19 protein-coding genes are annotated in these 20,066 nt (G+C 50.3%); 11 read left to right on the top strand and 8 right to left on the bottom strand.

What is annotated here, in order from left to right; translation table 11 throughout:
• The first annotated feature begins 176 nt into the window (after positions 1–176).
• A complete protein-coding gene (locus BLU47_RS08545; protein ID WP_091961217.1) occupies positions 177–776 on the top strand; it encodes a sigma-70 family RNA polymerase sigma factor in 600 nt (199 codons plus the stop codon).
• Between the two features lie 10 nt (positions 777–786).
• Here the strand turns inward: BLU47_RS08545 and rpe are convergent, their stop codons facing one another.
• The 8 genes from rpe to BLU47_RS08585 form a co-directional block, all read right to left on the bottom strand.
• Positions 787–1,437, bottom strand: coding sequence for a ribulose-phosphate 3-epimerase (gene rpe / locus BLU47_RS08550; protein ID WP_091961219.1), 651 nt, complete (start codon positions 1,435–1,437; stop codon positions 787–789).
• Between the two features lie 171 nt (positions 1,438–1,608).
• Positions 1,609–2,571 carry a methionyl-tRNA formyltransferase gene (gene fmt / locus BLU47_RS08555; RefSeq protein ID WP_091961221.1) on the bottom strand — a complete coding sequence of 321 codons (963 nt, stop codon included), beginning with the start codon at positions 2,569–2,571 and terminating at the stop codon, positions 1,609–1,611.
• Positions 2,572–2,690: 119 nt separating this feature from the next.
• Positions 2,691–4,496 carry a chloride channel protein gene (locus tag BLU47_RS08560; RefSeq protein ID WP_091961224.1) on the bottom strand — a complete coding sequence of 602 codons (1,806 nt, stop codon included), beginning with the start codon at positions 4,494–4,496 and terminating at the stop codon, positions 2,691–2,693.
• A gap of 30 nt (positions 4,497–4,526) precedes the next feature.
• Positions 4,527–5,108 (bottom strand): L-threonylcarbamoyladenylate synthase, encoded by a 582-nt coding sequence (locus tag BLU47_RS08565; protein WP_091961227.1) that lies wholly within the window; start codon positions 5,106–5,108, stop codon positions 4,527–4,529.
• 9 nt (positions 5,109–5,117) lie between these two features.
• Positions 5,118–6,704 (bottom strand): peptide chain release factor 3, encoded by a 1,587-nt coding sequence (locus BLU47_RS08570; protein ID WP_091961229.1) that lies wholly within the window; start codon positions 6,702–6,704, stop codon positions 5,118–5,120.
• Positions 6,701–7,549 (bottom strand): dTDP-4-dehydrorhamnose reductase, encoded by an 849-nt coding sequence (rfbD, locus tag BLU47_RS08575; protein WP_091961231.1) that lies wholly within the window; start codon positions 7,547–7,549, stop codon positions 6,701–6,703. Before rfbD ends, BLU47_RS08570 begins: the two co-directional genes overlap by 4 nt.
• A gap of 1 nt (position 7,550) precedes the next feature.
• Complete coding sequence (locus BLU47_RS08580) at positions 7,551–8,096, bottom strand: DUF4924 family protein (protein ID WP_091961234.1); 546 nt, start codon at positions 8,094–8,096, stop codon at positions 7,551–7,553.
• 12 nt (positions 8,097–8,108) lie between these two features.
• Positions 8,109–8,774: a LysE family translocator gene (locus BLU47_RS08585; RefSeq protein ID WP_091961236.1), complete on the bottom strand. Its 666-nt coding sequence runs from the start codon at positions 8,772–8,774 to the stop codon at positions 8,109–8,111.
• Between the two features lie 203 nt (positions 8,775–8,977).
• On the opposite strand from BLU47_RS08585, the gene BLU47_RS08590 reads away from it, so the two are divergent.
• From BLU47_RS08590 to trpA, 10 genes are all read left to right on the top strand, one after another.
• The gene (locus BLU47_RS08590; RefSeq protein ID WP_091961238.1) at positions 8,978–9,964 is read left to right on the top strand and encodes an ROK family protein; all 987 of its coding nucleotides are present in this window, start codon (positions 8,978–8,980) and stop codon (positions 9,962–9,964) included.
• Positions 9,965–10,711: 747 nt separating this feature from the next.
• Positions 10,712–12,451, top strand: a complete 1,740-nt coding sequence (locus BLU47_RS08595) for an AAA family ATPase (protein ID WP_143025513.1) — start codon at positions 10,712–10,714, stop codon at positions 12,449–12,451.
• 12 nt (positions 12,452–12,463) lie between these two features.
• Positions 12,464–13,105, top strand: a complete 642-nt coding sequence (locus tag BLU47_RS08600; protein ID WP_143025514.1) for a hypothetical protein — start codon at positions 12,464–12,466, stop codon at positions 13,103–13,105.
• A gap of 370 nt (positions 13,106–13,475) precedes the next feature.
• Complete coding sequence (gene trpB, locus BLU47_RS08605) at positions 13,476–14,675, top strand: tryptophan synthase subunit beta (protein WP_091961245.1); 1,200 nt, start codon at positions 13,476–13,478, stop codon at positions 14,673–14,675.
• A gap of 45 nt (positions 14,676–14,720) precedes the next feature.
• Complete coding sequence (locus BLU47_RS08610) at positions 14,721–16,151, top strand: anthranilate synthase component I family protein (protein ID WP_091961247.1); 1,431 nt, start codon at positions 14,721–14,723, stop codon at positions 16,149–16,151.
• Complete coding sequence (locus BLU47_RS08615) at positions 16,148–16,711, top strand: anthranilate synthase component II (protein ID WP_091961250.1); 564 nt, start codon at positions 16,148–16,150, stop codon at positions 16,709–16,711. The genes BLU47_RS08610 and BLU47_RS08615 overlap by 4 nt, the downstream gene beginning before the upstream one ends.
• Before the next feature lie 93 nt (positions 16,712–16,804).
• Positions 16,805–17,803: an anthranilate phosphoribosyltransferase gene (gene trpD, locus BLU47_RS08620; protein ID WP_091961253.1), complete on the top strand. Its 999-nt coding sequence runs from the start codon at positions 16,805–16,807 to the stop codon at positions 17,801–17,803.
• A 5-nt stretch (positions 17,804–17,808) separates the two neighbouring features.
• Positions 17,809–18,597 carry an indole-3-glycerol phosphate synthase TrpC gene (locus BLU47_RS08625; RefSeq protein ID WP_091961255.1) on the top strand — a complete coding sequence of 263 codons (789 nt, stop codon included), beginning with the start codon at positions 17,809–17,811 and terminating at the stop codon, positions 18,595–18,597.
• Between the two features lie 4 nt (positions 18,598–18,601).
• A complete protein-coding gene (locus tag BLU47_RS08630) occupies positions 18,602–19,255 on the top strand; it encodes a phosphoribosylanthranilate isomerase (RefSeq protein WP_091961258.1) in 654 nt (217 codons plus the stop codon).
• Positions 19,256–19,274: 19 nt separating this feature from the next.
• On the top strand, positions 19,275–20,054 hold the full coding sequence (trpA, locus tag BLU47_RS08635) for a tryptophan synthase subunit alpha (protein ID WP_091961385.1): 780 nt from the start codon (positions 19,275–19,277) through the stop codon (positions 20,052–20,054).
• The last annotated feature ends 12 nt before the right edge of the window (positions 20,055–20,066 follow it).

The raw sequence follows: 20,066 nt of genomic DNA on the forward strand, positions 1-20,066 counted from the left end.
GAAAATTTGCACAAAGGTAATGCAAAATATTGGAATTATGCATTTTTTAAGTATTTTATTTGGTCATTTAGATATTTTTACCTACTTTTGCACTCGATTGTTACAATTATTAATAACCCATAATAGAAAACGCCTATCGAAAAAGCTCTACTTCATTAAACAAAAACATTTGAAAAATGAAGAATTATGTTGGCTATACCGACGAGCAGTTGGCATTGCTTTATGTAAAAGGAGACAACGAGGCTTTTGATGAGTTATTATCACGCAATCAGAAGGCTATTTACTCGTACATACTTTTTCTTGTCCACGATCCAGAAATTGCAAATGACATATTTCAGGAGACCTTTGTCAAAGTTATCTCCAAACTTCAGGAGGGCCGTTACACGGATTCTGGAAAATTTTCGTTTTGGGTTAAGCGCATTGCACACAACATCATCGTCGACACCTACCGTCACCAGAAGTCGACCCACATCGTCGAACCCACTAAGGACAACGACCTAAGCGTTCTGAGTTCAAACGACCTCATGGACATCAACCGTGAAAATGAACTTGTCAACACACAAGTAGCTATCGACCTAAAGAAAATGATGGAATCGCTGTCTGAGCCTCAACGTGCCGTCGTCCACTTGCGTTTCTATCAGAATCTCTCGTTCAAGGAGATTGCTGAACAGACGGGGGTAAGCATCAACACGTCACTTGGGCGCATGCGCTATGCACTCATCAACATGCGTCGCATGGCACGTGAAAATGGTCTCCAACTACATTGGGAATTATAATAGCGACTATCTAAAGACTACGCAGTTGACGGATAGTCTCCTCGGGAGTCGCACTCTTGAAAACGTAGCTGCCACTAACCAAAACATCAGCACCCGCTTTCACTAAGCGAGGAGCGGTTTTTTCTTGTACACCTCCATCAATTTCTATCAATGCCTTTGATCCGCTTTCGTCTATCAGCTTGCGCAAACGACTGACTTTCTGGATGGTGTTCTCAATGAAGGTCTGCCCACCAAAACCTGGGTTGACACTCATAAGCAACACCATATCTACATCGCAGATAATGTCTTCAAGCACTGAGACTGGTGTTGACGGATTTAGGGTCACACCGGCCTTCATACCAGCAGCATGAATTTCCTGCACCGTGCGGTGCAAATGCGTACAAGCCTCTACGTGAACATTCATCATCATGGCACCCAACTTGGCGGTCTGCTTGATATACTGTTCGGGATGAACTATCATATAATGGACATCCAGCGGCTTCTGACATTTCTTGGCAACGGCTTCCAATACAGGGAAGCCAAACGAAATGTTCGGAACGAACACGCCGTCCATCACATCCAAGTGTAACCAATCAGCCTCACTACGGTTAATCATTTCCAGCTCACTGTCAAGATGCAGGAAATCAGCAGCGAGCAACGACGGAGATATTATTGTAGCCATTTCTTATTTTTTTATTCTCATTACACATACGAGCAAACTGTTTCAGAAACAGGATGGTCGAAGGGGTAGGCTTACATTCGTCTTGAGTAAAATGTTGCATAGGCAGTTATGTTTTGTATTCATTTATCTCTATAACGAATATTAAATTCCTTTATTGTATCAAATTAAAAATTATTTCACGCGACAGAGCTCGATGTCTTTCATTCCATTCAGGAAGTCATGTGTCTGCATGCGTTTCTTACCTGCCAACTGCAGTTCTACGATTTCCAATTGTTCGTCAGCTGCTGAGATGCAGAGTGTCTTACCGTCTAAGTTGAGCACACCGATCCCCTGCCCTTTCCTTCCTGTCTTATGCGTCATGTAGATTTTCAGTATAGTTTCCTTTCCGTCCGGGGAGACCAGTGTTGTCCACGCGCCGGGGTAAGGACTCAGTCCGCGTACGAAGTCATACACCTGCTTAGCAGTCTTCGACCAATCCACCTCACACGTTTCCTTAAAAATCTTGGGGGCTGGTTTTAAATCTGCGACATCTTCCTGCGGAATACTCGCGGGATGTCCGTCTGCAGCCACAATTGTGTCAAGCGTCTCCAAGCATATCTGAGCCCCCAGGTGCATCAGTCCGTCATAGACATATTCCACATCCGCATCGTCTGGAATATCGAAAGTTTTCTTCATGATGATACGTCCTGTGTCGATGTCGTGATCAAGGAAGAACGTCGTCACACCCGTCTGTGTCTCTCCATTGATGACAGCCCAGTTGATAGGTGCTGCACCACGATATTGAGGCAATAGGGCTGCATGCACATTGAAAGTTCCGTATTCCGGCATTGCCCATATCACCTCTGGTAACATTCTGAAAGCCACCACCACCTGCAAGTTAGCGCTGTATGCGCGCAATTGATCCACAAACTCCGGGTCCTTCATCTTTACCGGTTGCAACACCGGCAACCCATGAGCCACAGCATATTGCTTTACTGCCGATGGTTGCATCTCTGTCTGATGACGGCCTACGGGTTTGTCTGGTTGTGTCACCACCGCCACCACGTTATATCCATTATCCATCAAAGCCTGCAATGTTTCCACAGCAAACTCCGGTGTACCCATAAAAACTATCCTCAAGTCTTCTTTTGTCATACCTTATTTGTTTATTGATGCAAAGGTAGTGCAAATCGAGCGGAATGCAAAATAAATTAGAATATATTTTCACTACCGAAAATGATAAAAGCGGTGTCTTTTTCGATGACCTGCCTCCTTTAATCCTGACTAAGATCGTGAACCATTTTGCGATACATGTTATACATGCGTTTGCGGGAGATATAGCCCTTCAAGTGACGGTTGGCATCAAGGACAGGGAGCCAGTCGGCCTGAGTGCGTTCGAAAGTTTTCATAACTTCCGTCATCGGAGTACCGTCGCTCAGTACAGCAGCAGGCTCTACCATCAGTTGATGAGCCTTGAAATGGTTATATAGTTCGGTGCGAAAGACGACATGACGAATTTTCAGGATATTGATTTCGCCCAATAGTATTCCCGCTGCATCAGTCACAGGAAGCACAGAGTTGCGCGAACGACTAATCTTATGTACCATCTGCCCCAACTCCATATCGGCATCCACTGCCTGATAGTCGCGGTCGATGACAGAGTCAAGGCTCATCAAGGTCAACACAGCATGGTCGGTATGATGGGTGACTAGTCGTCCCTGGCGCGCCAGTCGCATGCCGTAGATGCTATGTGGCTCGAAAATAATGATGGTGAGATAGGCTGACACTGAAACAATCATCAGCGGCATGAAAAGATTGTAGCCACTGGTAATCTCGGCAATAAGGAAAATACCTGTCAAAGGAGCATGCATGACACCCGACATAACTCCTGCCATTCCCAATAGGGCGAAGTTTTTCTCTGGGACATAGACTCCTATCTGATGGATATTCCACAAACGGGCAAAGAGGAAGCCTGTGAAGCAGCCGATAAACAAAGAAGGAGCAAACGTACCACCACAGCCTCCGCCACCATTGGTAGCAGATGTTGCAAACACCTTCGTCAGCAATACCAGTCCAATATAAGCAATCAGGTATTCGGGATGTCCATAAAATAGTGAACCGTCCAACAGCATATTCCAGTCGGCCTCAGTACTTCCGTTAAGAAGGAGGTTGATGGCATGATAGCCTTCACCATAGAGTGAGGGGAACAGGAAGATAAGGGTGCTCAAAATGATACCGCCAATGAATAACTTGACATAGGGTTTGTCCTTAAAACGAGCAAACATGTCCTCGCAGGCATTCATGGTACGAATGAAATATAGGCTTACAAGTCCGCAGCTGATGCCTAACAGAATGCTGGCAGGGACACGCTGGACGGTCCAGTCTGAATCCAGATGAAACGAGAACAGCACCGCATTGCCACTAAAAATATAGGTGAAGCAGGTGGCCGTAACACAAGACACCAAGATGGGAAGCAGCGAGGCCATCGTTAGGTCAATCATTAGCACCTCGAGAGTGAACACCAAGCCGGCAATAGGAGCCTTGAAGATGCCTGCAATAGCACCTGCAGCACCACAGCCAACCAGAGTCATCAGCGTCTTGTTATCCATGCGGAACAGTTGCCCGAGATTAGAGCCAATAGCTGATCCTGTCAGCACAATAGGAGCCTCGGCACCCACCGAACCACCAAAACCGATGGTAATGGCGGAGGCAATAACGCTCGACCACGTGTTATGCGACTTCAATCGTGAGCGATTGGACGAGATGGCATAGAGAATACGCGTGATGCCGTGTGATATATTATCCTTCACCACATAACGCACAAAAAGCGACGTCAGATAAATACCGATGACGGGATAGACCAGGTATAACCAGTTGTAGGAATCAGCCTGGAAACGTCCCGTCAACAAGGCAACTATCTGGTTAATAAGACCATGAAGGACAAAGGCAGCCACAGCAGCGAAAAAGCCTACAAAGAAAGCAAGAACAAGTAAGAACGTCCTGTCACTCACATGTTCCACCCGCCATGTATGCAGTCGCTGCAACCAGGTAGTTTTTTCTGTTTTTATTGCTTTATCCATTCGCAGACATAAAAATACAAATAGGTTTGACTATTTTCGAATAATCGTTACCTCTCCATTCTCTTTAAGGCGGATAATGCTCGAAGGCTGATGCGGTTTATGTTCTTGACGACGCGACCAACAGACATAGTCGACAGCCTCAACGAGACGAGGGTCAATATCGCAATAGTTCTGGGCAGCAGGCTCACCACTGATATTCGCCGAAGTAGAGACCAATGCCTTCTGAAAACGGTAACAAAGCTCCTTGGAGAAAGGTTCCTGCGTGATGCGCATACCGATACTCCCGTCTTCAGCTATCAGGTTCGCAGCCAAGTTGACTGCGCCGTCTAGGATCAGAGTAGTAGGTTTACCATCGCCGTCTTTCAAGCTATCTATCAACTGCCATGCGACATCAGGTACCTGTCGCACATAACGCTGCATACGTGCATCAGAGTCTACCAGACAGATGAGCGCTTTCGAGTCATCACGCTGCTTGATTTCATAAACACGTTTTACAGCCTCTGCATTGGTCGCATCACAACCGATGCCCCATACCGTATCTGTGGGGTAAAGAATCACCCCTCCTCTTTTTAATACCGCTACAGCATTCTTGATATCTTCGTCCCTTGTCATAGTTGAAAGTTAAAATTCTGACGTAAAGTGGAACTTGATGTTCTCAAAATCTTGTTGGGCCATAGAAAGCACGTAGCCAGAGTCGGCAAGGAACACGTCACGACCTTCCTTGTCTTTCGCCATATACTGGTATTTGCGTTTCTTGAAGTTATCAAGTTCCTGAGGGTCGTCACTCTCAATCCAACAAGCCTTGTAGAGATGAACGGGCTCCCAACGACACTTGGCATTGTACTCATTCTCCAAACGGTACTGGATAACTTCAAACTGCAATTGTCCGACCGTTCCGATAATCTTGCGGCCATTGAATTGGTTGACAAATAACTGGGCGACACCTTCGTCCATCAACTGGTCAATACCTTTCTGGAGTTGTTTCGACTTCATGGGGTCATCGTTCTCGATATACTTAAAAAGTTCTGGCGAGAAAGAAGGCAGACCACGGAAGTGCAATTGTTCGCCCTCAGTCAGGGTGTCGCCAATCTTGAAGATGCCATTATCGGGCAATCCCACAATATCACCAGGCCACGCCTCATCAATGGTCGACTTGCGTTGTGCCATAAACTGTGTCGGTGAGGAGAAACGGAGCGTTTTTCCTTGACGAACATGCAGGTAGGGCTGATTACGCTGGAACTTACCGCTACACACCTTACAGAAAGCGATGCACGAACGATGGTTAGGGTCGATATTAGCCGTTATCTTGAAGATGAAACCCGTAAACTTTGGTTCCTCTGGTTGTACCATACGTTCTTCTGCCTTTGTCGGCTTAGGACTGGGGGCTATCTCAACAAAGCAGTTGAGCAGTTCCTGTACGCCGAAATTATTGAGTGCTGAACCGAAGAAAACGGGAGCGACATCAGCAGAACGATAGGTCTCTACTTCAAACTCTGGATAGACGCCGTCCACTAGTTCCAGATCTTCACGCAACTTGGCAGCATCCTGTTCACCGATACGAGCATCCAGGTCGTCACTATCAATGGCAACTTCCACTTTCTCCGTCACGCGTTGCTTGTCAGGGGTAAACAAGTCGAGTTTGTTTTCATAAATATTATAGACACCCTTGAACTTGGCCCCCTGATTGATTGGCCACGACAGAGGACGTACCTTGATTTCCAGTTCCTGTTCAAGTTCATCCAGCAGGTCGAAAGGATCACGTCCCTCACGATCCATCTTGTTGATGAAGATGATAACGGGTGTGTTTCGCATACGACATACCGACATCAACTTGCGTGTCTGTGTTTCCACACCTTTTGCACCGTCAACGACGATAATGGCAGAGTCGACAGCCGTCAGCGTGCGGTAGGTGTCCTCGGCAAAGTCCTGGTGACCCGGGGTATCCAGGATGTTTACCTTATATTCTACGTCAGAACCGTCAGGTGTGTAGTCGAACTCCATCACAGAAGTCGACACAGAGATTCCACGCTGCTTCTCAATGTCCATCCAGTCAGAGGTGGCAGTCTTCTTGATCTTGTTGTTCTTGACAGCGCCCGCAACTTGTATCTGACCACCGAAAAGCAGGAATTTCTCCGTCAGCGTTGTTTTACCGGCGTCAGGGTGCGAAATAATCGCAAATGTTCTTCTTCTCTCTATTTCTTGATTCATAATTTCTCAATACAATCTTTTAAACTCTCTTCCCAATAAGGCACCTCAATACCGTAAGTTTGCTTCACCTTGGTCTTGTCGAGCACACTATAATGAGGACGGTGTGCCGGTGTGGGATACTCCTTGGTATGGAGCGGACGCACATGACAGGTGGTGATACCTGCCAAGCGATGTATCGCCTTCGTAAAATCATACCATGAGATAACACCCTCGTTGCTGAAATGGTATATACCAGGATGTATTCCCTGCTCTATAGCCGTCATAATAACACGGGCCAGATCTCGGGCATACGTCGGGGTGCCTATCTGATCAAAGATAACGCCCAACTCAGGTTTCTCCTGTCCAAGACGAATCATGGTCTTCACGAAATTATTGCCAAAGGTACTGTAAAGCCAGGCTGTACGGATAATCATAGCCTTCTTACAGAACTTTGACACGCCTATTTCCCCTGCCAGTTTGGTAGAACCATAGACACTATTAGGACAGGGAGTGTCGGTCTCCACATAAGGAGTGTGCTTGGTGCCATCAAAAACGTAGTCAGTGCTAATCTGAACGATCCAACCGCCGCGTTTCTCAACAGCTGCGGCTAGATAGGCGGGAGCCACAGTGTTCAACGTGGTACAAAGTTCCTTGCTGTCTTCGGCTTTGTCAACAGCCGTATAGGCCGCACAGTTGACGATGCCGTCAATCTGGTTCTCGGCCACGAACTGTTCAACAGCCAGTTGATTGGTGATATCCAACTCCTGCACATCGGTATTAAACCACTTATACTGGGGATATGATTTCTCCAGCAGTTGCATCTCGTTTCCCAATTGGCCGTTACAGCCTGTGATCAGAATATTCATATTATTCAAACTCCAAGGGTTCTTGTTTATCTTTTAAATAATAGTCATTCAACATACCAATAAAGGTAGATATCTCCTTGACGGCATGCTGCGTATTCAGTGTAATTTCCTTCTTTTGCAAGCGCAGCATCATCACACCATACAGGGAGTTGAAACAGGTCTCTATCTCGTTTTCTTCCTTATTGGCACCACGGTTGCGCAATTCAACAATGTAGGGCAGCACCTTGTAGTATTCTGCATTATAGAAGGGGAACTTGGGCGATGCCAGTAGTTGGGCATGCAATTCTTCCAATTGTTGCAGCGTGACTTTATTGATTTGCAGATGGCCCTGATCGCGACAACCTTCCGAGTTCATCATCCTGATGAGGTTGCCAAACCAGTCGGCCTCCTCGTCCTTCTGTTCGTCAGTATAGTCAAAATGGTCTATATACTCTCTGCGAATACGACTCAGCGAGCAACCGAAGGCACGAATGGTGTCTTCTATCTGCCACATATACAACAAGTATTCGGCAATATTGCTTTTTCTTAATTCGTGTGCTATAAACATATAAGGATATAACTAAAAGAATGTAAACAGATTGAAAACGGTTCCAAACAAGTAGATAACAGAGAACACCGTGACCACAGCACCGATAATCTGGTTGATAATGCGAATACCATCTTCCTTGAAAATCGTACGTATCTTATTGACCAGCCAAGTCAATCCATACCACCACAACAGCGCACCGCCTACGATACTGGCAAAACCGATGAGCATCTCAAAGGGACGGTCGGGGATGACAAAAGCGAACTGGGCAAAAAGGCCCATAAAGAGAAATACGATTAACGGATTAGAGAAGGTGACCAGGAAAGCAGTCCACATGTTGTACCACAAGGAGCCACGCTGCTGCCCGGACCTGTGCATATTCTTTGTAGGATCCATGCGCCATGTATAAATGCCAAAAGCCAACAGCAAGACGCTTCCGATAATCTGCAAATAGAACTTGTTCTGCTCATTATTGATGAAATCCATAACAAAGGCCATGCCAAAACCCGTAATGCCAGCATAGATAATGTCACTGACTGCCGCTCCCACACCAGTCACCATACCATACCAGCGTCCCTTGTTCAGCGTACGTTGTACACAAAGGACACCCACTGGGCCCATCGGTGCAGAAGCTACCATGCCTATCAGCATACCTTTAAGCACCAAATCTACTATATTTATATGTATAGGAAACGGCATATCGGGTGCAAAGGTACGAATAAGTGAGCGAAAAAGCAAATTTATTTGCATTTTTCCGAACGTGAGGATTAAGACCAAAGGTCAAAGGTACGAATAAGTGAGCAAAAATGCAAATTTATCTGAAACTTCTTGCCGTTTCAGAATATTTTCGTACCTTTGTGCACACGAAACGTGAATATTAACAACTAAAACATATTACGAACATGAACGAACAACAAGGAATCAAGCCTTATGTGATTGGCTTAGACTTAGGAGGAACCAATTCTGTATTCGGTATTGTGGATGCTAGAGGAGAGATCAAGGCCACCACAGCCATCAAGACAGGCGGCTTTAACTCAGCAGAGGAATACGTAAAAGCATCAGTAGAGGCCTTACAACCTATCATCGAGCAGGTTGGTGGTATCGAGAAAATCAAAGCGATGGGCATCGGAGCACCCAACGGAAATTATTACAAAGGAACGATAGAAAAGGCACCCAATCTGCCTTGGGCTCACGACACCATTGTTCCATTGGCCGATTTGTTCAGCAAGCAACTGAACAACATCCCCGTAGCACTGACCAACGACGCCAATGCTGCCGCCATCGGTGAGATGGTCTACGGAGTGGCTCGAGGCATGAAGAACTTTATCGTCATCACTTTGGGCACCGGTGTCGGTTCTGGTATTGTTGTCAATGGCCAGTTGCTTTATGGACACGACGGCTTTGCTGGCGAACTGGGACATGTCACCATGGTACGTGGCACCGAGGGCCGCTCATGCGGATGTGGCCGCACCGGATGTCTGGAAGCCTATTGTTCTGCCACAGGCGTTGCTCGCACAGCACGTGAACTATTGGCAAAGACCGACCGTCCGTCCCTGCTCCGCGAGATGAACCCTGAGGATATCACCTCGTTGGATGTATCCATCGCAGCAGGAAAGGGAGACGAACTGGCCAAGGAGATATGCGAATTCACCGGCAAGATGCTGGGAGAGGCCTGTGCAGACTTTGCCGCTTTCTCATCACCGGAAGCCTTCATCTTCTTCGGAGGCATGGTTAAAGCAGGCGACCTGATTATGGAGCCTATCAAGAAGTCATACAACGAGCATGTATTGCCCATCTTCCGCAACAAGGCCATGTTCCTGGTCAGTGGACTTGACGGGGCCTCAGCTGCCGTATTGGGTGCTTCTGCTATTGGATGGGAAATTCAGTAACGTGACATTCACGTTAACGATAAAAAGTCAGGCTGTCCTCCAGCCTGGCTTTTTTCATTGAAAAGAGGTTGGTGCAGGACGCTACCAACCTCAACCTATGAAAGATAAGTGAACCAGCAAAGGCTGGAATAGACTTATCGGGGGCAAATATAGATATTAAATAGGTAAAAAGCAAATTTTTCTCTTGTTTTTTTTATTTTCCCACCAATTTTTCGTCAACAACCCTTAATAAGACCTTTATTTGCACCAATAATCAAAAGACGATATTAATTAAAGTGGAAATGTTAAAAACCGAACATTTCCATCTTTTTATTTGGAAGATATTCGAAAAACACCTATCTTTGCGCCACGAATTTCATCATTCTATCATAAAAAACGACAAGTAATGAAGAACAAAACCATCATTGATCAAAACAGCGCGCGAGCGGTTTCGTTGCAGATATAACCTGTCTGTGATGTCTGGAGGGCTTGTCCCTGCAGTGATGATGATGTGCGTTCTTTGAGGCTTGCCTCAAAGACCAAGGCGTTCGAAAGAGTTAGGAAGCACACTTTCTCTCTTTGCTCGCTGTTGCGGTCTTTGACTTATTGACACAAAAGGCTTTTATGATAGAGAATACAACACGTAAGTTTTCTCTATGATGCTTAACAGGCAGGTGCTTCGGCATTGTGCCTGATGACTCTTGCGCCCCGATTGGTTGGGGTGTATTCTTTTTGTTGATAGATGTGTGACTATGAATGATGTGGATTATGCAAAACACAAATAGGTTGATTGATGATTTTAAGAACCAGACCAAGACGACGATCTGGAAACACTTGGATGCCATGGCGGCTAACTATGTCGTCTATTCTACGCACCTTAACGGCTTGGACCCTTTTCTGAATGAATATGATGTTTACCTGTATTGCAATGAGACGAATGTGGTGGTGGTTTGTCTTGACTGTTGCGGGAACGGGGACGACCAGATTTACGAGGAATCGGAATCGCTCGGTTTGTTTACATACAACGAAGGGGATGAGCCTCGCGTCAGCGTGGTAAGGAGACTGGCTGAGGCGGTAAAGCTTATCAAGGAAACACGGCTTGGGTACGACTCGGCCATCAAGGTCTATGGCGTGCTGCTGACAGAGGCGGAAATCCTGAACAGCTACAAGCTACAGAGGTTGTGGGATGACGCAGACGTCATGGTGATTGACGGTTTCAGACGACTGAAATACAGGAAGATTAAGGTGAATGAGGATGACTGCCTGGACTGCAAAGCGTACATCAGTAAGATCTTGGATGCCAATCATGGGATTTTGGATGCCAAACATGGTATTATGGATGCCAATTATGGTATTATGGAGGGACAAGCACCAATGACAAGTGACATATTATCGGAGAACGACGAACTGAACCTTGACGACTTTCCGAAGGGTAGCGTTCGCATTGAGGACGAGGACGACGATGAATTTAGCAAACTGCTGGACCAATTCCTAAAAGAAGGTATGGAGGTGGTCGATGAAAAACCCGATGCGGAAGATGATGAAGATGAGGAGGACCCTGAAGAGGACGTTGAAGAAGACCCTGAAGAGGAGTTTTTTCCCAATGGAGAGATTGAACAGAACTTGAATGTGAATGTCAAAGTGGACATTCTGCGCCCTATTGCCAATCCGCGTGAGGAACTGGACAAGCTGGTGGGGTGTGCCGACATCAAGCGACGCATGGACGAGCTGGTGGCACTGACCAGCTACAACAAGATGATGCGCGACTTGTTTCCTGACAGCAAGCAACATGAGGTGTCGCTGCACAGCGTCTTCCTGGGACGCCCGGGAACAGGAAAGACGACGGTTTGCAAGATATTCGGTTCGCTGCTGAGAAAGGTGGGTGCCCTGTCGAAAGGACATGTGGTGGTGTGCGACCGCGGTACTTTCATCGGCACACTGTGGGGCGACGAGGAGCGGTCGATGAAGCAGGTGCTGAAGATGGCGCAAGGCGGCGTACTGATGATAGACGAAGCGTATCTGCTGGCCAGTAAGAACGAGAACGACCCGGGAAGGCTGGTCATCCAACTGCTGATGAACGTGCTGGCCGACGAGACACAGCGCGACATTGCCGTGGTGCTGTGTGGATACAAGGAGCCGATGATGAAGTTGCTGGACAGCAACCCAGGCTTATACTCGCGCTTTCCTAACAAGTTTGAGTTTGCCGACTTTACGGTGGACGAGCTGTTGGAAATCACCCAGTGCCGCGTGAAGGACTACGACTATCAGTTTACCGCCAAGGCTTGGGAGAAATACCGCCAGGTGCTGCTGCAGGCTTATCAGGTACGCAATCCAGAGACGTGGGGTAACGCCCGCTTTGTAGCCAACCAGTTGGAGCGTATCTACATACAGCATGCCACGCGCTGTGTGAAGCACCAGCCTAAGGACAAGCGCGAACTGCTGAAGATAACACCCGAGGACATCCTGCCCATCGAGGTGCCCCGCCAGAAAGCGAAGATAGGGTTTTAAAGTCTGCAAGCGATGAGAAAGAAAGTTCCTTACAGGGTGTGCCAGTGCATGCCCAACGGTACTGTGACCCAGATGGAAGCCCGACTGCTGAAAGAGTTGGTGAACAGGGAGATTCATCCCATCCGCTGCGCATCCTCCTGTGGGCGAAAAGCCCAAAAGGGGCTGATGCTCGGCGACCTCTGTGCCGAAACGCGCCATCTGATGTGGGCACTGAAGATATGGAAATTCACCTTGGCAGAGATTCACTCGAAGGACTATGACGACTGGATAGAGGTGCGGTTCAATACGGAGCGCGTGCAACTGAAGGATGTGATTTCCGACGGTGTCTGCGAGCTGATAGGCAAACGGATTGACAAGGTGGAGCGCGACTTAAACCTATCGGACGCACAAGGTCGTGACAGCTGGGAGTATTGGGCTGGCGACGGGTGGTATGACTCATTGTTCTATGAGAAATATGATTACGACTGGGATAGTGCGCGAGACTATTACATAAAGGTTCGTGACGAGGCTAGAGACAACCAACAGACAGAGCGCTTTTTCTATGAAGCCCAAGGCGATCTGCCTCCCCAGGCGCAAAACTTCTTCAACTACTGGAACGACTGCAATCCGATGGCGCAAGAGGATTTCAATTTCAAAGTTGATGACTGGGACTAGCAATCTATTATCCGCCATTTCTGCATATTCATTGTATAAATCTATAACATCGGTAGGAAATGTTTCAACGATTGCTGCAAAACTGAAAAATAATCGTTCAAAAATTTGCAGAATAAGAGAATATTGTATACTTTTGCCACCGAATTGGAAACAAAACTAGCAAAATGAAAGTAATGTCTAACAATTGGTGGTGGCGTAACTCGAGATTAGAATAGTCGCGGGGTACGAAGCCATTGCATTCAGTTAGCATCAGATAAAAAAGGGGCTCGTCGGTAACGCGACGGGCCTCTTTCCTGTTAAAGAACCTACCGGCAAAAGAATCATCAATAAAAGAATTAACAATAAAAGAACCAACAAAAAAACAAAAGATATGAGTTATTTAGTAGATGAAAAAGGATTTTACGGAGAATTCGGTGGTGCATACGTGCCAGAGATTCTCTATGCCACAGTGAAGAACTTGCAGGAGGAATACCTGCCAATCATCCAGTCTCGCGAGTTTCAGGAAGAATACATGTCGCTGCTCCGCGACTATGTAGGACGCCCTTCGCCTCTCTATCATGCCAAGCGCATGAGTGAGAAGTATGGTTGTAACCTTTATCTGAAAAGAGAAGACCTTAACCACACGGGTGCTCACAAGATTAACAACACCATTGGACAGATTCTGCTGGCGAAGAAGATGGGCAAGAAGCGTATCATCGCTGAGACGGGTGCCGGCCAGCATGGTGTGGCAACGGCAACGGTCTGTGCGCTGATGGATATGCCTTGCGTGGTGTATCAGGGAGCATTGGACGTAGAGCGCCAGCATGTCAACGTAGAGCGCATGAAGATGCTGGGAGCCGAGGTGCGTCCCGTCAAGACCGGCAACTGGACGCTGAAGGATGCCACCAACGAAGCCATCCGCGACTGGTGCTGCCATCCTGCCGACACTTTTTATATTATAGGCAGCACCGTCGGACCTCACCCCTACCCCGACATGGTGGCGCGCCTGCAGAGCATCATCTCTGCGGAGATTAAGGAGCAGTTGCAGGAGAAGATAGGCCGCGACTATCCCGACGTGCTGATGGCGTGCGTGGGTGGCGGGAGCAATGCCGCCGGCACCATCTATCACTATATTGACGACGACAGGGTGAGGATTGTGCTTGCCGAAGCCGGCGGTCAGGGTGTCGAGACCGGTCACACGGCAGCCACCATACAAGCCGGGCGGATGGGCATCCTGCACGGATCGAAGACGCTGGTGATGCAAACGCCCGACGGACAGATTATCGAAGCCGAGAGCATCTCAGCCGGCCTGGACTATCCCGGCATCGGTCCGATGCATGCCAATCTGGCCACCCAGCACCGTGCCACTGTGTATAGCATCAATGATGACGAAGCCGTGAGGGCAGCCTACGAACTGACCCGCATGGAGGGCATCATCCCCGCCTTGGAGAGTGCGCACGCCATTGCTGCTCTCGGCAAGATGTCGTTCAAGAAGGACGACGTGGTGGTGCTGACGGTCAGCGGACGAGGTGACAAAGACGTGGAGACCTATCTGAACAACAAGCAGATGGCAGGAGAATACAGTTTTTAAATGAGTAATTAGTAATGAGTAATTAGTAATGAGTAATGAGTAATTATGATTACCTATAAATTTCAGACAACAAGCAAGACCATCCTGGCGGATTTATACACGCCGGTGGGAGTATACATGAGACTGCGCGACCTCTATCCGCAGAGTGCGCTGATGGAAAGTTCGGACTACCACGACCAGGGCAACTCGCGGTCGTTCATCGGCATCAACCCGATGGCCAGTGTGGCGATTGGTCACGGCGTGGTGACCCTCGTTTATCCCGACGGGACCACCGAGCGTAAGCCCTTGAGCACGGACTTCGGTACTGCCGAGGCTATCCACTCGCTCATCGACCGCATTGACGTGAGCGGTGACGATGCTCATCTTTGCGGGCTGTTCGGCTATACCAGCTTCAATGGCGTGCGCTATTTCGAGCACATCGACGTGAAGGACGAGACGCTGGCGAAGAACGATGCTCCCGACGTGCTATATATATTATATAAGGTGGTGATTGTCTTCGACCATCACAACAACCTGCTGAAGGTGGTGACGCTGGGCGACGCCGGTGAGATAGACGACGTGCTGAAGGCGATGAACAAGTCCAGCGTGAAGGCTTACGACTTCCATCCGGTGGGTGACGTGCGCTCGACGCTGACCGACGACGAGCACCGCGAGAACATCCGCCGCGGCATTCGCCACTGCCTGCGCGGCGACGTGTTCCAGATAGTGCTCTCGCGCCGTTTCATCCAGCGCTACGAGGGCGACGACTTCAAGCTGTATCGCGCCCTAAGGAGCATCAATCCGTCGCCGTATCTGTTTTATTTCGACTTCGGCGGCTTCCGCATTTTCGGTTCCAGCCCCGAAACCCACTGTCGCATTATTAGGGGTGAGAGGTTAGAGGTGAGAGGTGAGAGGAATGCCTATTATCGGGCTTACATCGACCCGATTGCCGGCACGACGAAGCGCACGGGCGATGCCGAGGCCGACCGGCGGGGTGCCGAATTCCTGCGCAACGACCCGAAGGAGAATGCCGAGCACGTGATGCTGGTCGACCTGGCGCGCAACGACCTGAGCCGCAACTGTCACGGCGTGAAGGTGGACTACTACAAGGACATCCAGTATTACTCGCACGTCATCCACCTGGTCTCTCGCGTCAGCGGCCTTCTGAACGAGGATGCCGACCCCATCAAGGCTTTTATCGACACGTTTCCCGCCGGCACGCTCTCGGGTGCCCCGAAGGTTCGCGCCATGCAGCTCATCTCGGAGTATGAGCCGCACAGCCGCGGTGCCTACGGCGGCTGCATCGGCATCATCGGACTGGACGGAAGCCTGAACCAGGCCATCACCATCCGCACCTTCGTCTCGCGCAACGGCGAGCTGTGGTTCCAGGCGGGCGGCGGCATCGTGGCCAAGAGCGACGTGGAGTATGAACTGCAGGAAGTGAACAATAAACTGGGGGCATTAAGAAAAGCAATTTCCAAAGCTGAAGCATTATGAAAATAGTCATCATCGATAATTACGACTCGTTCACCTATAACTTGAGTCATCTGGTAAAAGAACTGGGGGCGGAGGTCACCGTGCTCCGCAACGACCAGTTCGAACTGTCGCAACTGCAGGAGTTCAGCAAGATTATCCTCTCGCCCGGGCCGGGCATCCCGTCGGAGGCGGGCTTGCTGCTCGACGTCATCCGCACCTATGCCGGACGGAAGCCCATCCTCGGCGTCTGCCTGGGTCATCAGGCCATCGGCGAGGCCTTTGGCGCACGGCTGGAGAACCTGAGCGACGTGTTCCACGGGGTGGCCACGCCCTGTCATCTGACCGGCGACGACGCGCTTTTCTCGGGCATCGCCAGGGACTTCACCGTGGGCCGCTACCACTCGTGGGTGGTCAGCCGCGACGGACTGCCCGACTGTCTGGAGGTGACCGCCGTATCGGACGAGGGGCAGATTATGGCACTGAAGCACAAGGAGCTGAACGTGCGCGGCATCCAGTTCCACCCCGAGAGCGTGCTGACGCCCGACGGCAAGAAAATGCTGCAAAACTGGATGTTCTTATGACTGAAATCAATCATACGTATCACCGGAATCAATCATGCGAATCATCAAAAAACGACATCAGAAAACATAAAAACAAACAATATGGAACAGACTATGAAAGGCTATCTCTTCCGCCTGCTGAATCACGAAGAGCTCTCCCGCGAGGAGATGAAGACCATCCTGATTGGTATCACACAGAGCGAATACCCCAACGAGCAGATTACCGCCCTGCTGACCTGCCTGCAGATGCGAGGCGTGACGGTCGACGAGTTGCTGGGATTCCGCGACGGCATACTGGAAACCGGCGTGCCCGCCATCCTCGACTGCGACCGCTACATCGACGTGGTGGGCACCGGCGGCGACCGCAAGAACACGTTCAACATATCGACCACAGCCTGCTTCGTCATCGCCGGCGCAGGCTATAAAGTCGCCAAGCACGGCAACTACGCAGCCACCAGCGTCAGCGGCGCATCGAACGTCATCCAGCACCACGGCATCAAGTTCACCGACGACATCGACCGCCTGAACCGGTCGCTCGACGAGGCCGGCATCGTCTATCTGCACGCCCAACTCTTCGCCCGTGCCATGAAGTTCGTCGGACCCATCCGCAAGGCACTGCAGTTCCCAACCATCTTCAACCTGCTGGGACCCATCGTCAACCCCTCGCGACCCAAGTGCCAGCTGCTGGGCGTGGCCAACCTCGACCAGATGCGACTCTACAACAACGTCTATCAGCGACTCGGCATCGACTACGGCATCGTGAACTCAATCGACGGCTACGACGAGATCAGCCTCACCGGCGACTTCAAGGTGACCACCCGGCAATACGAACGCATCTTCAAGCCCAGCGACCTCGGCTTCCAGATTGCCAAGCCCGAAGAACTCGTGGGCGGCGCCACCGAGGAAGAGGCTGCCCAGATATTCGACAGCGTGCTGGAAAACCGCGCACTGCCCGCCCAGAAAAACATCGTGCTGGCCAACGCCGCATTCGGCATACAAGTGCTCGAAAAAGGACAGAAGGCCATCGAAGAGTGCATCGACATTGCCCGCGAGAGCATTGACAGCGGAGCCGCCCTCCGCACCTTCAAGAAATTCGTTGAACTTAACTCATAAGCCCTATGAGCCCCATCAGCCCCATTAGCCCCGACATCCTCCAACAAATCATCGCCCACAAGCAACAGGAGATAGCACACCTCTGCGCCCCGAAAGCCTCCTTGCGCCACGCCCTGCTGACTTCCGACACGGGCATCATTGCCGAATTCAAGCGCCGCTCGCCATCCAAAGGGTGGATTAAACAGGACGGACGACCCGACGTCATCCCACTGTCCTATCAGCAGAACGGCGCCGCTGCACTGAGCATCCTCACCGACCAACACTACTTCGGTGGACACGACGACTTCATCCGACAGGCACGACAGAGTGGCGTCACCCTGCCGATACTCTACAAGAACTTCGTCATCCACGAGGCACAGCTCTATGCCGCAGCCCTCTGCGGAGCATCCGCCGTACTGCTCATCGCCGCCTGCCTCACCAAGCAGGAGTGCAAGGCGCTGCTGGACAAGGCCCACCAGCTGGGCTTGGAAGTACTGCTGGAGATGCACTCCGAGCCGGAACTGGAATATGCCGAACTCGCCCCCGACCTCTGCGGCATCAACAACCGCAACCTGGGCTCCTTCGTCACCGATGTCGAAAACAGCTTCCGCCTGGCAGAAAAACTCCGCTCCGTATGCGGCGAAGCCATCGCCACACAGAAGACGGCACTTGTCAGCGAAAGCGGCATCTCAAATCCCGATACCGTCCGCGCCCTGCGCCAAGCCGGCTTCCGCGGCTTCCTCATCGGCGAGAACTTCATGAAAACCCCCGACCCCGGCCTCGCCCTCCGCGACTTCATCTCCCAAACCCATTAGCCCCATGACCCCCATTGGCCCCATTGGCCCCATTGGCCCCCTCACCAAAGTCTGCGGCATGCGCGACGCAGAAAACATCCGCGCTGTCGAAAGGCTTGGCATCAACCTGATGGGCTTCATCTTCTGGCCACACTCCAGCCGCTACGTGTCAGCCCCCCCCGCCTACCTGCCCACAGCCTGCCGCCGAGTCGGCGTCTTTGTCGATGCCACTATCGATGACGTCCGCCAGCACATGGCCGACTACAGTCTCGACTACATCCAGCTGCACGGCCAAGAGTCGCCCGAATACATTGAGGCTCTCCGTACCGTATGTGGCGATTCCATCGCCACCATCATCAAGGCCTTCAACATCGCCACCGCCGCCGACCTCGCCCAGACCAAACCTTACGAGGGACTGGCCGACCTCTTCCTCTTCGACACCAGAGGAAAGTCCGTCGGTGGCAACGGCTCCAAGTTCGACTGGACGGTCCTCACCGACTACAACGGCACCACACCTTTTATATTAAGTGGGGGCATCGGGCCCGACGACGCTGAGCAACTTCGAGCCTTCCATCACCCCAAATGCACCGGCATCGACCTCAACTCCCGCTTCGAGCTGGTTCCCGGTCTGAAGGACGTCTCCGCCCTCCGAAAATTCTTCGCTGAACTAAATCGTTAAACAAACTGTAAATGACATGATGAACAAGATTAATTCCCTCTTCGCCAACCGAGGCGACAAAAAACTCCTATCGCTCTATTTCTGTGCCGGAGCACCCACCCTCAACGCAACCGGTGACGTGATTCTCACCATGCAACGCCGCGGCATCGACATGATTGAAGTGGGCGTCCCATTCAGCGACCCCATGGCCGACGGACCGGTCATTCAGGATGCCGCCACCAAGGCACTTCGCAACGGCATGAACCTCAAGACGCTCTTTGCACAACTGCAATCCATCAAAGAACAAGTACAGATTCCACTCATCCTCATGGGCTACCTCAACCCCATCATGCAGTACGGCATCGACCACTTTTGCCAGTCATGCGTGGAGAGCGGTGTCAGCGGAATGATCATCCCCGACCTGCCCTTCAAGGACTATCAGGAAGTCATAAAGCCCGTTGCCGACCGCTACGACCTGCGCGTCATCATGCTCATCACACCCGAGACAAGCGAAGAGCGCATCCGCTTCATCGACGACAACACCGACGGTTTCATCTATATGGTCAGCTCGGCTGCCATCACCGGCGCACAGAAGTCGTTCGACGAGGCCAAGCAGGATTATTTCCGCCGTATCAACGCCATGAACCTGCGCAATCCAAGAATGATAGGCTTTGGCATCAGCAACAAACAGACGTTGCAGTCGGCTCAGCAGAACGCAGCAGGTGCCATCATCGGCTCCAAGTTCGTCACACTGCTCGACGAAGAAAAAGGGAATGCCGACAAGGCGCTCGACCGACTGTTTGAAGCGTTGAACTCATAAATTATGTAAAAG

Origin of the sequence: Prevotella sp. tc2-28, assembly GCF_900107705.1 — a bacterium.
GTDB lineage: Bacteria > Bacteroidota > Bacteroidia > Bacteroidales > Bacteroidaceae > Prevotella.

Coding starts and splice junctions, on each gene's coding strand:
- BLU47_RS08580 (WP_091961234.1), bottom strand. CDS start 8,096: ATGTTTATAGCACACGAATTAAGAAAAAGCAATATTGCCGAATACTTG.
- BLU47_RS08570 (WP_091961229.1), bottom strand. CDS start 6,704: ATGAATCAAGAAATAGAGAGAAGAAGAACATTTGCGATTATTTCGCAC.
- rpe (WP_091961219.1), bottom strand. CDS start 1,437: ATGGCTACAATAATATCTCCGTCGTTGCTCGCTGCTGATTTCCTGCAT.
- BLU47_RS08585 (WP_091961236.1), bottom strand. CDS start 8,774: ATGCCGTTTCCTATACATATAAATATAGTAGATTTGGTGCTTAAAGGT.
- BLU47_RS08625 (WP_091961255.1), top strand. CDS start 17,809: ATGAGCCCCATCAGCCCCATTAGCCCCGACATCCTCCAACAAATCATC.
- BLU47_RS08565 (WP_091961227.1), bottom strand. CDS start 5,108: ATGACAAGGGACGAAGATATCAAGAATGCTGTAGCGGTATTAAAAAGA.
- BLU47_RS08545 (WP_091961217.1), top strand. CDS start 177: ATGAAGAATTATGTTGGCTATACCGACGAGCAGTTGGCATTGCTTTAT.
- BLU47_RS08600 (WP_143025514.1), top strand. CDS start 12,464: ATGAGAAAGAAAGTTCCTTACAGGGTGTGCCAGTGCATGCCCAACGGT.
- BLU47_RS08595 (WP_143025513.1), top strand. CDS start 10,712: ATGCAAAACACAAATAGGTTGATTGATGATTTTAAGAACCAGACCAAG.
- BLU47_RS08590 (WP_091961238.1), top strand. CDS start 8,978: ATGAACGAACAACAAGGAATCAAGCCTTATGTGATTGGCTTAGACTTA.
- trpD (WP_091961253.1), top strand. CDS start 16,805: ATGAAAGGCTATCTCTTCCGCCTGCTGAATCACGAAGAGCTCTCCCGC.
- trpA (WP_091961385.1), top strand. CDS start 19,275: ATGAACAAGATTAATTCCCTCTTCGCCAACCGAGGCGACAAAAAACTC.
- BLU47_RS08630 (WP_091961258.1), top strand. CDS start 18,602: ATGACCCCCATTGGCCCCATTGGCCCCATTGGCCCCCTCACCAAAGTC.
- rfbD (WP_091961231.1), bottom strand. CDS start 7,549: ATGAATATTCTGATCACAGGCTGTAACGGCCAATTGGGAAACGAGATG.
- trpB (WP_091961245.1), top strand. CDS start 13,476: ATGAGTTATTTAGTAGATGAAAAAGGATTTTACGGAGAATTCGGTGGT.
- BLU47_RS08610 (WP_091961247.1), top strand. CDS start 14,721: ATGATTACCTATAAATTTCAGACAACAAGCAAGACCATCCTGGCGGAT.
- BLU47_RS08615 (WP_091961250.1), top strand. CDS start 16,148: ATGAAAATAGTCATCATCGATAATTACGACTCGTTCACCTATAACTTG.
- fmt (WP_091961221.1), bottom strand. CDS start 2,571: ATGACAAAAGAAGACTTGAGGATAGTTTTTATGGGTACACCGGAGTTT.
- BLU47_RS08560 (WP_091961224.1), bottom strand. CDS start 4,496: ATGGATAAAGCAATAAAAACAGAAAAAACTACCTGGTTGCAGCGACTG.